Origin of the sequence: Reichenbachiella versicolor (assembly GCF_003171675.1) — a bacterium.
GTDB lineage: Bacteria > Bacteroidota > Bacteroidia > Cytophagales > Cyclobacteriaceae > Reichenbachiella > Reichenbachiella versicolor.
The window spans coordinates 73,192-85,240 of sequence record NZ_QFZQ01000011.1; the positions used below are offsets into that span (position 1 = coordinate 73,192).

The 12,049-nt window shown below is 36.6% G+C and carries 11 protein-coding genes and 1 tRNA gene; 5 read left to right on the forward strand and 7 right to left on the reverse strand.

Features of this window, described 5'->3' with window-relative positions; genetic code table 11:
* Entirely contained in the window at window positions 1-1,281 is a 1,281-nt protein-coding gene (locus DKG80_RS18790) for a hypothetical protein (protein WP_162555990.1), read from the reverse strand.
* A 178-nt stretch (window positions 1,282-1,459) separates the two neighbouring features.
* On the reverse strand, window positions 1,460-2,530 hold the full coding sequence (prfA, locus tag DKG80_RS18795) for a peptide chain release factor 1 (protein WP_109832925.1): 1,071 nt from the start codon (window positions 2,528-2,530) through the stop codon (window positions 1,460-1,462).
* 122 nt (window positions 2,531-2,652) lie between these two features.
* Between prfA and DKG80_RS18800 the strand changes: the two genes are divergently transcribed.
* Entirely contained in the window at window positions 2,653-3,198 is a 546-nt protein-coding gene (locus DKG80_RS18800) for a hypothetical protein (protein ID WP_109832926.1), read from the forward strand.
* An 87-nt stretch (window positions 3,199-3,285) separates the two neighbouring features.
* On the opposite strand, the gene DKG80_RS18805 is transcribed toward DKG80_RS18800, so the two are convergent.
* Window positions 3,286-4,143 (reverse strand): universal stress protein, encoded by an 858-nt coding sequence (locus DKG80_RS18805; protein WP_109832927.1) that lies wholly within the window; start codon window positions 4,141-4,143, stop codon window positions 3,286-3,288.
* Window positions 4,144-4,350: 207 nt separating this feature from the next.
* A complete protein-coding gene (asnB, locus tag DKG80_RS18810; protein ID WP_109832928.1) occupies window positions 4,351-6,219 on the reverse strand; it encodes an asparagine synthase (glutamine-hydrolyzing) in 1,869 nt (622 codons plus the stop codon).
* Window positions 6,220-6,339: 120 nt separating this feature from the next.
* Between asnB and DKG80_RS18815 the strand changes: the two genes are divergently transcribed.
* Window positions 6,340-6,413 (forward strand) — tRNA-Ala (locus tag DKG80_RS18815).
* Between the two features lie 60 nt (window positions 6,414-6,473).
* Here DKG80_RS18815 and DKG80_RS18820 read toward each other — a convergent pair.
* A complete protein-coding gene (locus DKG80_RS18820) occupies window positions 6,474-7,034 on the reverse strand; it encodes a YceI family protein (protein ID WP_109832929.1) in 561 nt (186 codons plus the stop codon).
* Between the two features lie 381 nt (window positions 7,035-7,415).
* On the opposite strand from DKG80_RS18820, the gene DKG80_RS18825 reads away from it, so the two are divergent.
* From DKG80_RS18825 to DKG80_RS18835, 3 genes are read left to right on the forward strand one after another with little or no spacing between them, the layout of a single operon-like run.
* Entirely contained in the window at window positions 7,416-7,616 is a 201-nt protein-coding gene (locus DKG80_RS18825) for a Sec-independent protein translocase subunit TatA/TatB (RefSeq protein WP_185140183.1), read from the forward strand.
* 3 nt (window positions 7,617-7,619) lie between these two features.
* Window positions 7,620-9,053 (forward strand): Asp-tRNA(Asn)/Glu-tRNA(Gln) amidotransferase subunit GatA, encoded by a 1,434-nt coding sequence (gatA, locus tag DKG80_RS18830; protein ID WP_109832930.1) that lies wholly within the window; start codon window positions 7,620-7,622, stop codon window positions 9,051-9,053.
* 9 nt (window positions 9,054-9,062) lie between these two features.
* Window positions 9,063-10,442 (forward strand): lytic transglycosylase domain-containing protein, encoded by a 1,380-nt coding sequence (locus tag DKG80_RS18835; protein WP_109832931.1) that lies wholly within the window; start codon window positions 9,063-9,065, stop codon window positions 10,440-10,442.
* Between the two features lie 7 nt (window positions 10,443-10,449).
* On the opposite strand, the gene DKG80_RS18840 is transcribed toward DKG80_RS18835, so the two are convergent.
* Both DKG80_RS18840 and DKG80_RS18845 read right to left on the reverse strand, forming a co-directional pair.
* Window positions 10,450-11,244 carry an arylamine N-acetyltransferase family protein gene (locus DKG80_RS18840; protein WP_162555991.1) on the reverse strand — a complete coding sequence of 265 codons (795 nt, stop codon included), beginning with the start codon at window positions 11,242-11,244 and terminating at the stop codon, window positions 10,450-10,452.
* 27 nt (window positions 11,245-11,271) lie between these two features.
* Window positions 11,272-12,024 (reverse strand): ion transporter, encoded by a 753-nt coding sequence (locus DKG80_RS18845; protein WP_109832933.1) that lies wholly within the window; start codon window positions 12,022-12,024, stop codon window positions 11,272-11,274.
* Between the last annotated feature and the right edge of the window lie 25 nt (window positions 12,025-12,049).

Sequence of the window (12,049 nt, forward strand, 5' to 3'; positions counted from 1 at the left end):
CTATTTCTCTTCTTCCATTCCAATCCACTCATACGCTCCTAAGTCTGGCTTTTCATCTCTAAGTGAATCTAATAGGTCAATAGTCGTGGAAGACTCAAGAGCCGTATCTATAGCTGGAGACTGTTCTGATAGTCTAAAATCAAAAATGCCTGGTCTAGCAAATTTTGGATAATAGTTCTCTTGAGAAAGATCATTACTTACCTCCAATTCTTCGGATCTGGATCTGATTATGTTATTAGCAATATTCTTTACTGAACTTGGCCTAGTAAGTTCAGCAATCAATTCTTCTGACTGCCTTCCCCAAATAATACTATTGGTTATAGTGATATCAAGGTCTTTTGATTCCGCTCCTTCGTCCAAAAACCTTAATGATTCTTGCCTGCGAGAAAACTGATTAGGTTCATTGGAAAACGTACAATGGTCTATATCCACTTTACCCCCTTCTAAAACCCCCAGTAATTCAGTTGCACAATCGAAAATCTCTACGTTAAGCAAATCTAAATCTGCCCCCAATGACCTAATACCAGCAGAAGACATGTGACCAATTCTAGAATTAGAAATTTGCAGTTCGATTTCGTCATCAGCCCTTGTATCTAAATTCAGACCTATCACACCATTAGTGATGGTAGCATATTTTACCATGTTACCTATACTGGTCTCTCCAAAATAAATAGCATTCCATTGACCCGGCGCGTTCTTAAACTCTTCATCAAACCGAGTGTTTTTCACAATGATTCTATTGGCTGCTGTTCCATTCATTAAAAGTGTTCCATCGATCACTAAAGCAGAACCATTATCTAAAAATACTCTCGTTCCCTCCTCCATAGTCAATGTACAGCTCTGCTCAACAGAAATAGTATCGTACAGTACGTAAGGTTTACCCTTTACCCAAGTTGTATTACATTCTAACGTTTGACGATTTAAATAAATAGCATCTTGTCCATAAGCTACCAATTTCACATCATCAAGATTTCCATTGTACGAAAACTGAATACTATCTTTAACTAGATAAGGTAATTCTTCATCCATAGGATCAATAAAAACCTCAACCAAAATTAGCATGCTGTCATTGCCATAAATGACTTTGTCAGAAAACGATTTTCCTTCTATCCCATTGACATAGATATCATAATCAGAATTGGCAGATTTGCCTAGAGAAATATTATTCAAATTAATGGCCTCGTCATTACCATTCCGAACAATTAGCCTCTGTGTAATACTACTTCTTTCTGTCAACAAAGTATCAAAATGGATGGTATCCAGAGAGTAAGTGAGCTTCAAAGAGCTATTATTGGAAATGTTCTCTTCTTTTGGATCACATGATATAACAACAATCAATACAAAACACAGCAATATGAAATGATAAAATATTCTACTTGAAAAGCAGATTTTATTATGTGCTGATTCCTCCCAAGAGAAATGGGACTGAAAGATTGATTTTACACGCATCAAAAGAAAATTACTCCATTCCGTCTTTCATCTTCTCAGCATTCTCTGCAATACGGAGCTGTTCAATGAACTCTCCTATCTCACCATCCATTACAGTAGGAAGGTTATGCTGAGAATAGCCAATTCTATGATCGGTCACTCGACCTTGGGGGTAGTTATAGGTTCTGATCTTATCTGACCTGTCACCACTACCGACCATTGATTTTCTCTGTGCTCCTACTTCATCATTGTGCTTTTTGAGCTCTATATCATAGATTCGACCTCTAAGGACTTTCAATGCCTTCTCCAAATTCTTGATTTGACTTTTCTCATCTTGACATGACACTACAAGACCTGTGGGAATGTGCGTCAATCGAATAGCAGAGTAAGTTGTATTAACAGACTGCCCTCCTGGACCACTTGAACAAAATGTATCCTTTCGTACATCGTTCATGTCTATCTGAACATCAACTTCTTCCATTTCTGGTAAAACGGCCACAGTAGCTGCTGAGGTATGTACTCGTCCTTGTGTTTCTGTAGCAGGAACACGCTGAACACGGTGCACTCCTGATTCAAACTTCATCTTGCCAAATACATCTTCTCCGGTAACCATGCTCACGATTTCTTTATATCCGCCAGATGCACCTTCTGTCAAGTCCATCACATTGAGTTTCCAGCCTTGTTTCTCCGCATATCGCTGATACATCCTGAAAAGATCTCCTGCAAAAATCGCAGCTTCATCACCTCCAGTACCTGCTCGGATTTCTAAAATCGAATTCTTATCGTCATTTGGATCTTTTGGAATGAGCATTTCTTTGAGAATCCCTTCCATTTCCTCTTTCTTGGGCTCTAGCTCATCTATTTCCATCTTGGCCATCTCACGAAACTCTGGATCTTTCTCATTCTCCAAAATCTCTTTCGACTCAGCCAGATTATCTATTACATTTTTATATTCTTCGTACTTAGCAACGATCTTCTCTAGATCCTTGTATTCCTTAGTCATCTTAGAATACTTGGACATATCAGACATCGCGTCAGGCTGTACTAATAACTGCCCCACTTCCTCAAACCGATGCTTAATCTCTTCTAGTTTATCTATCATTCTTAGAAAATTGAAATGCAAAACTAATCAATGTACTCTCTCCATAAAACGAAACTTTTCGTCAACACCAACAGTAGTATCATTCGAATAAACATATAATTGCAAAGTCAACTCTTTTCAGCATGAACCAATACGGTCTTTTACTTTTGTTTCTTTCAGTCATAGTCGGATGTCAACCATCTTACGACCAGACTAAAAACTCTGATCCGGATCTCATTAAACTAGAAAAGCTATTCGAGAACAAATATCAACTGATTGGCAATAAGGTAACTAAGAAAGGCATACTTGGAGGTGAGAACGAGACTACCATTTTAACCATAGATTCTGCTATAGTGGATAACGAACTTACTCTTCTTAATGGAAATGAATTAGCTAAGACTTTCCTAAATGGTGGATATGATAAGATTGTAGAAGGTGGGGCCACAATATTCAAGAGAAAAGAAACTGAAAAACAAGGACCAATATTCCTAAAGATAAAATACGATGGAGCTGCTTCCGTAAGCATATCCACATTGGAGGATAAGAGTAATGTACTTTATGAATCGCAGACATTAAGAAAATACAAATTCGAAAACCAAAGACTTTATAGCTACGAAATCAGTGGTAAACAAAACATTATTGGACAAGAAAAATCTGAATACTCCGTAATCGGTAAAATTTCGCATTGAACTAGATGATATTACATCTCAAACCAAAACCCTAGCCCTTAGATTCCCACAGATACATCAGGAAATTCCATTAAATAAACGGTAACCTCATATTTTTAAAAGTGCGTCAAAGAATTTGACACTCTCTTCTTTATTCTTTACTACCATCACTGGTGTGTTTTCATCATATTTTAAGAGATCCACACTAGTACTTCTTAATATCAAACTAGCAGCTTTGGTTCTGGCAACTGATCCCAGTAAAATCATATCGCATTTTTCATATTGAGCAGCTTCATAGATCTTATCAGAATGACTGTCATCTTCATCTAGCGTATAGATTACATTAAAACCATCATTGGAAAGTTCATTTCTTTTTGCGAAATCATCGAAATCTTTTTCCGCATTCTTACACATAATGGCGGCAAACTCTTCATAAGATTTACCTGTACTAGAGTAACCTATTGGAACATAATACACATGCTGAAGTAAAATATCTATTTTTCGTTCTTTGGAAATAGTCTGAGCCAACTTAATTGAATTGAGAGAATTACCTGAAAAATCTACCGGTATCAGTACCTTCTCCAGTTTGGGCTCAATATGTGTAGGGACTAGCAATACAGAACACAGAGAACCATTTAATACTTTAGCTGCATACTTACCTGAGGACATAGATTTTGGTTTAATCCCCATTATGATTAAGTCAACATTTTTAAGCTCTCCCCAGTTCAAAACAGCCGACGCACTTGCTCCTTTAACAAAGTCAATATTGAAAGGAACATCATAAGAAAAGAATTTCACCACTCTTTCTTCTATCCCAATTCTAATTGCATCATTTGACTCTCCTGCATGAATGAAAGTTGCCTTAGTACATCCTACCATTTCAGCTATCATAGAAGAATAAGAAACAATCTGATCGTCAAGTGGAGTACCATCAAGGCAAATCAAAAAGTGTTGGAGATCTTTCATTTTTAAGTGCTTTTGTTTTGTGTAAAAATACAGCTGTTAGGTTGAAATCTGCAATGGATAGATATCAACTTCTAATAGATAGAAATAGTCCTTATCAATCAGTTTTCAACTAACTGTATGAAGCCTCTAAACTCAGTTGGGAACTTTCTTAGTTTAACATGAAGTCCAAAGAATTGCGTATTAAACCATAAGACCATCTCTCAAAGATTAAAAATATTTATCATACCATTTTTGAAAAGCATATACTGCCCAAACTTTAGCATGAACATCACCAGGGTTATTGGAATAGAGTTTTTGTTTCAAAGCAGAAATCTCTTCCCAATTGAAAACTGATTGGTCTTCAATTTTATCTCTATTGAAAATTGAAGAATTCAAATCAGACGCTAATGAAGTCTTGAGCCAATCTAATAAGGGCATTTCAAACCCCTTCTTTGGACGTTTGTATAGTTCTGTTGGTAATAGGTCTCGATATGTATCTTGAAGTATTCTCTTTCTCATAGAACCATTTATTTTCATCTCTTGCGGAAGAGAAAACACAAATTCAACTAATTCATGATCAAGAAACGGAACACGTACCTCCAAACTATTCGCCATTGACATGATATCTACTTTCTTGAGCATGTCATTTGTCAAGACTAAATGAGAATCCGCTCTCAACATATCATTCATATCTTGATATGAAGTAAAATCTGTCAACCATTGTTGACTATCTAATGACTCTACTTTATCCTTTAGCAAAGCGCTCGCTTCAGCCGAAGATGATAATGTAGCTAAAAACCAATACCGTTCAGCATGACTCATCTTCATTGCTTTACTAAATTTCAATATTTGACGAGCAATATTGGAAAACTTGCCAGAACGCGACTGAGGTATCAACTTTGCAAAAGGAGCCATCAATGATACCATCGCTTTGAACTTAGAATCGTTCTCCATTTTCCACCAACCCGCATGTTTATTGTATCCTGAAAATATTTCATCTGCACCATCACCAGATAGTGCTACAGTTACATGCTTTCGTGTCTCTTGACACAAAATGTAAACAGGAATCGCAGATGAGTCAGCAAATGGCTCATCCAAATGATCTACAATGTCACTTATATGTGAAAAAATCTGATCATTACTAAGCTTGAAAGTAGTATGGTTGGTATTAAACTTTCTTGCCACAGATTCTGCATAGTGTGTTTCATCGAAAAACTTATTATCTGAAAAACCTATAGAAAAAGTTGCCAATTGATCAGTTTGTTTAGAAGCTACCGCGGTAATTACACTACTATCAATCCCCCCACTTAAAAATGTTCCAAGTGGTACATCTGCCACCATTCGTCTCTGAACCGATAACTCTAACCTACGTTTCAACTCCTTTTTAGATTCTACATAAGACCCTTGATACGACCCAAGTGACGTTGGTAATTCATAATATTTTTGAATCTTCACTCCATTATCAGAAATTTCAGCATACTCACCAGGCATTAATTTCTTTACTCCAGCTAACATCGAATATGGAGCAGGTGTATAATTCAATTGAAGATAGGTATGGAGCACATTTTGATCCACTTTCGGCTCAATCCCGTAGGCGATAATGGACTGTATCTCAGAAGCAAACAAAAACTTGAATTCGTCCTGGTAGTAAAGCATAGGCTTTATTCCTACTCTATCTCTGGCTATGAAAAGACTTTTCTCAATTGTATCATAAACTGCAAAAGCAAAAAAGCCATTAAGTTTCCCTAAACAAGATTTCCCTTCATGAATGAATAGATTGATCAATACCTCGGTATCGGAGTCGGAAGAAAAAGAAATGCCTTTGGCCTCTAAGTCTTTTCTCAGTTCTCTATAATTATAGATTTCTCCATTGAAAACCATTTGATAACGCCCATCCATGATAGAAAATGGTTGGTGGCCAGCCGAAGAAGTATCAATAATTGATAGTCTTCTATGCCCGAGACCTACGAAGTGGTCATGAAAAGTCCCATGATTATCAGGACCACGGTGCTCAAGACTTCTGGTCGCCTGATCCAAATTGGTGAGTTGAAATCTACCGATTTCGTTAAATGCCCAAATACCTGTAATACCACACATCTAGGAAAAATCAAGGTTATAAATTCAAAGACGGTAAGTTATGTGTGGAAAAGATAGGTTCAAAGTTCAAAGTTCAAAGTTTGATCATCTCGAACTGACTTTATATCTTGCGCAGCACTTGGGGCATTAGCTCAGCTGGCTAGAGCGCTACGCTGGCAGCGTAGAGGTCATCGGTTCGACTCCGATATGCTCCACTAAAAAAGCCCGTTTCACATAGTAGTGAACGGGCTTATCATTTAACAATCTATTGTTTCTTACTTTGTTACTAAGCTGACGTCAAGAGTAAACTCGTCATGAATAGCTTTGTCTCCCAAATTGTCAAAAAAGCTATTCGATCCATATCTCACATTGAATTTCGTTCTGTCAAGGGTAATTTTAGCTTTAGCCTTTCCGTCCTTTACTGAAGCAGGAAAAGTTACAGACTCAGTAATACCTTTGATAGTAACATCTCCAGTGACAGTATATTTGTCAGACCCTGTAGATTTCACTTTAGTGATTTTAAATTTAGCCGTAGCATATTTATCCACACCAAAGAAATCATCAGATTTCAAGTGACCATCTAACTTATCTTTCCATTCACCTTCAAGATCAGTTGTATTGATAGTTGTCATATCAATAGTGAATTCACCACCTATCAATTGATTTCCTTTGTACTCTAGCTCTCCTTCTTTAATGTCTATGGTACCCGAATGTGCACCAGTAACTTTAGTTGCATTCCAAATAATTTTACTTGCCGAAGCGTCAACTTCTACGTTCTGAGCTGGAGTAGCAGTTGTCATGAATACGGTCATCAATGCAAGAATTGTATTTAACATGATATTATATTATTTAAGTTGTATGTTTTGTTTTTACTTTATTTGTTACAACAAACATAACGAAAGCTACATTCGTTGGTTATAATAATTTAATAGTTTTTACCATTTATCTACTCTAACACTTCTAATTCAACACCTATTCTATCTATGATAGAACCTCAAACTCTTTTCATACATATTACAACTGACAAACAAGGGAACATTTATACTTTCCAGACAGCTTTGGTTTCATTTTGAACTATCTTTGCAAAATAATCTAGATTTTCCTGTTGTTTTTCAGGAATTGTTTAGTGATTCAGTCTATTGAAAATCAATTTCTTGAGACTGATTTCAAGTAATAAATAACTCTTTCGTTCTGTCGAAAGGTAAAAAAAATAGAAAATGACACAGTCAGTATTGGCATTAGGTATGCCAGGAGGTTGGGAATTAGTAATAATCGTATTGGTTATCATTCTATTGTTCGGAGCTAAGAAAATTCCAGAATTGGCAAGAGGCCTTGGGAAAGGTATCAGAGAGTTTAAGGATGCCTCTAAAGAAATCAAAGACGAAATAGAAGAAGGAATCAAAGACGATACGAAATAAGCATTGAAAACTTATGATTCACTCGCCGAGATTCAATCAGATCTAAAGTCCGGCGATACTACTTGCAAAGCTTTAGTAGAAGGTTATCTATCTAACATTGAAAAGAATCAACAGCTGAATGCATTCCATACAGTGCATAAGGACTACGCTTTGTCATTAGCTGAGGAAATTCAAAAGAAAGTAGAAGAGGGGACAGCTGGTAGACTTGCTGGAATGGTTATCAGCTTAAAAGATGTATTATGCCACGATGGCAAAACCCTTACATCTGGCAGTAAAATTCTCGAAGGTTTTTATTCACAATTCAGTGGCACTGCTGTTCAAAGACTTTTAGACGAAGATGCCATAATTATAGGAAGAAATAATTGTGATGAATTCGCAATGGGGTCTTCATCAGAAAACTGCGCATATGGTGCTGTAATCAATGCTGCTGGCAAAAATAGAGTCCCCGGAGGGTCTTCAGGAGGATCCGCAGTAGCTGTACAGGCGGATATGTCCTTGGCCTCTATTGGGTCTGACACAGGAGGATCTATTAGACAACCCGCATCATATTGCGGAGTTATAGGCTTGAAACCAACTTATGGTAGGATATCTCGTCATGGATTGGCTTCTTATGCAAGTTCGCTTGACTGTATTGGACCATTGACTAAGACGATAGAAGATGCTGCTCTTCTACTAGAAGTAATGGCTGGAGCAGATGATTTTGATGATACTGTAAGTTATAAACCTGTTAGCAAATACACAGAACTGCCGCCTTGGCAGGGAAAGGCAAAAATTGCCTCATTTGATGACTATATTAATCACGAAGGGTTGGCTCCTGTAATCAAAGAATCTGTTACAAGTTTGTTTTCGGACTTGAAAGGTGATGGTCACTCTATAGACAACAGAGATTTTCACTTATTAAACTATGTCCTTCCTGTTTACTATATATTGACTACTGCTGAAGCCAGCACCAATTTGTCAAGATACGATGGCGTGAAATATGGATATAGATCGGAGAGTGCAAAAGACTTAATGTCAATGTATAAAAAGTCTCGATCTGAAGGCTTTGGCTCTGAAGTCATCAAGAGAATTTTGTTAGGTACTTATGTACTCAGTGAAGGTTTTCATGATGCTTATTTCACTAAGGCTCAAAAGGTCAGAAGGCTGATTAAAGAAGAAACAATAGCTCTTTTCGAGGATCACGATTTCATAATTGTACCTACAGCTCCTACAACAGCATTTGAACTGCATAGCCACGATAGAGATCCTTTGGAAATGTACCTCGAGGACATTTTTACAGTTCAGGCGTCATTGGCAGGATGCCCAGCGATTTCACTTCCCAATGGTGTCGATAAAGATGGAATGCCAATAGGTATTCAAGTCATTGCTAATAAATTCGAAGAGAAAAAATTACTATCTTTCTCTAAGTATTTATTAGAGAATTATCTGAATAAATAAATCGACATTGTGCGAAAAGTATTTCACATACTGATAGTGCTCTTTGGTTCCTGTTTGATAGTTTTCTCTGCTGAGAAAAAAGAGAAAACGATCGACTTTACACCAGACGTCAGCTATGACCTACTAGCTGATAGAATAACGTGTATCAAAAGTGATATTCCTTTGGTCTTCAATGATAAAGTTCAATCCTTTATAGATTATTTCACCGTACGTAACCGACCCTATACAAAGGAATTCATTTCGAATAGCGAAGTTTTCTTCCCAATATTCGAGGAAAAACTTGCTGCATACGGAATTCCGGATGAATTAAAGTATTTGGCGATCGTTGAGTCTGGACTTCGACCAAATGCAATTTCAAGAGCAGGTGCAGGTGGACTTTGGCAGTTTATGCCTTCTACAGGCAAAAGCTATGGCCTTAAACAGTCATGGTACATCGATGAGCGAATGGATCCCTGGAAAGCAACAGAGGCCGCTTGTAAATACCTTAAAATGTTGTACAATATTTTTGGCGATTGGGAGCTTGCACTTGCAGCTTATAATACTGGGCCAGGAAATGTTCGCAAAGCTATTCGAAGATCCGGCTATAAAAAGACATTTTGGGAAATTTACCCTTGGCTTCCCAGAGAAACAAGATCATACGTGCCTCAATTTGTGGCAGTTGTATACACCATGAAATATAGAGAAGAGCATTATTTCTTTGACAATGAAATCACGAACAATTATCTAGCTCAATATGACACTCTTCACCTAGACGGCTATATTCATATGGAAACTTTAGCCAATCAGCTTGACTTGTGCGTTGACCAAGTAATAAAACTTAATCCTCAAGTGATTAGAGGAGCAACTCCAGATGGTACTAATAATTTCCCTTTAAAGCTACCTATCGATAAAATTGAATATGCAAAAGCAAACCGAATTACCATATTAGACTCTGCTAGTAAAGTGGGTAAGAAAGAACTAGCATACTTAGCAAGAAATACTCCTGGTTCCACCTACGGACGCGCCAGACAGATTTATAGAGTGAGAAGTGGAGATGTACTTGGATCAATTGCTCAGAGATACCATGTAAGAGTTTCTGATATCAAAAGATGGAACAACCTTCATAGCAATATGATTCGAGTAGGTCAAAGACTTAATATCTGGACTCTTCCCATATATAATTCTAGTACTAAAAATGCCTACGCTGTCAAGTATACCAAACCAAAACCTCAACCTAAGCCAGAACCAAAAGAAGTATCTGGAGGCACATACCATCAGGTGAGATCAGGAGAATCTTTATGGAGTATCGCTAAACTATATAAAGATGTCAGCATAGAACAAATCAAAAAACTTAACAACTTGAACTCTTCAAGAATTGATCCAGGTCAGCGATTATTGATATCAATGTAATCAAATATCACTTCTCTATGTTTCTTTTGAAATCCATTCCAAAGTGTTGTTGAAGCTTAACAACGAACTCATCGCGATTATGAATGGCGTATTTTTCTGTTCGACCATCTACTTCGATTGTCAGTTGATTATTAGTTAATATCAATTGACCGTTCTTCTTACATAGGTGTACATAAATTTTTTTCACCAAATGGGACTCTTTATTCTGGTGATGAAATTGACACATGTCAATAAACTCAATCAGTGTTCTTGGAGTTAATGTAAAATTATATTGGGAATGAAAATTTACCGAATCATGAGAATAACATAACCTAAAAACTTCATTCGCATCTCTCACAATTTTATAATACTGCTTGAAATCCATCTGAATCAGATCCGTCTTAAGTTTTAACGGCGCTCTAAATGATTCACCAAACCCAACATCTACCAGATACTGCATACCTTCTATTTCAACCAGAATAGCCATGTGGTCAAACTCTGGACCAACCTTACCTTCTGAATGATGTACTCTACATGAAATCAAATTAGCTTGATAACCTAAGGCTAAAAGCAACTGATAAAAGAGCCCATTAAGCTCATAACAGAATCCACCTCGATGACGAATCATCACCTTATGAAAAATTTTATGGATATCTAGTAGAATTTGATATCCAAGGAAATTGTCAAGATTTTCGAAAGGCAAAGTCAACATATGTTGTCTATGCAAATGTCTTAAGTACCTTAATGAAGGCTTATCTTGCTGACAGTTAATTCTAGATAGGTATTGATTGACTTGTTCAGAAGTCAATAATGAACTACCCATTTTTTGACTATCCTGACCTCTCAAGCTTTATGATCTGTTATTGAGCTGATCCAATTTTTCAGTGATTGCATCCAGTTTTTCTTCAAGTCTAGTCACCTTCTCATTGACCTCAGAGATTTTATCTTGAATATCTTCATCCTCGATAAAGTAATCTGTGATCGTACCTGTCAATGTCGAGAAAATAATCATCCCAAGTAAAATCAATGCTACACTAAGGAACTTACCTTCAACACTAACAGGTGGGATATCCTGTAGGAAGCCTACAGTAATGGTTGTAATTGTTGTCCACCAAAGACTATCACTTACTTCGTTGATATAAGGATTTACATCTTTCTCAACATGATAAAAACTAATTGTAAATAGAGCAATAATCAAGGAACTGATTATAATAAGATTTCTAAAAGTATTGAAGGATCCTTGCTCTGTGAAAAATCCAAAAATATACTTGGCTGACCTTACAACTCTTAGAATTCTAATTACTCTAAAAATTCTTCCCGCTCTTAAAACTCCAACCATAGGAATCGAAGAAACTAGATCTATCCAATGTACTCTTAAATACTTCCATTTATCTTCTGCTTTCCAAATACCAGTAAAAAAATCGTATAAAAACAGAAGGCATATACCAAAATCAATCCAGTTTAAAATTTCCTGAACTTCTGGTGTATATTTAATTATAGTACCGACATATAACTCTATGACCACATAGATAGAAAGGACTAACAGGAGGGTTTCAAAACTGAATGTAAACTTCTTATTATTCTCTTTTTCTACGTTTTCCATAGATCAATTTTGGATCGAAATATTA

Excerpts from the sequence above, each read along its gene's own strand:
- prfA (WP_109832925.1), bottom strand. The coding sequence starts at position 2,530 with ATGATAGATAAACTAGAAGAGATTAAGCATCGGTTTGAGGAAGTGGGG.
- DKG80_RS18800 (WP_109832926.1), top strand. The coding sequence starts at position 2,653 with ATGAACCAATACGGTCTTTTACTTTTGTTTCTTTCAGTCATAGTCGGA.
- DKG80_RS18805 (WP_109832927.1), bottom strand. The coding sequence starts at position 4,143 with ATGAAAGATCTCCAACACTTTTTGATTTGCCTTGATGGTACTCCACTT.
- asnB (WP_109832928.1), bottom strand. The coding sequence starts at position 6,219 with ATGTGTGGTATTACAGGTATTTGGGCATTTAACGAAATCGGTAGATTT.
- DKG80_RS18820 (WP_109832929.1), bottom strand. The coding sequence starts at position 7,034 with ATGTTAAATACAATTCTTGCATTGATGACCGTATTCATGACAACTGCT.
- DKG80_RS18825 (WP_185140183.1), top strand. The coding sequence starts at position 7,416 with ATGACACAGTCAGTATTGGCATTAGGTATGCCAGGAGGTTGGGAATTA.
- DKG80_RS18840 (WP_162555991.1), bottom strand. The coding sequence starts at position 11,244 with ATGGGTAGTTCATTATTGACTTCTGAACAAGTCAATCAATACCTATCT.
- DKG80_RS18845 (WP_109832933.1), bottom strand. The coding sequence starts at position 12,024 with ATGGAAAACGTAGAAAAAGAGAATAATAAGAAGTTTACATTCAGTTTT.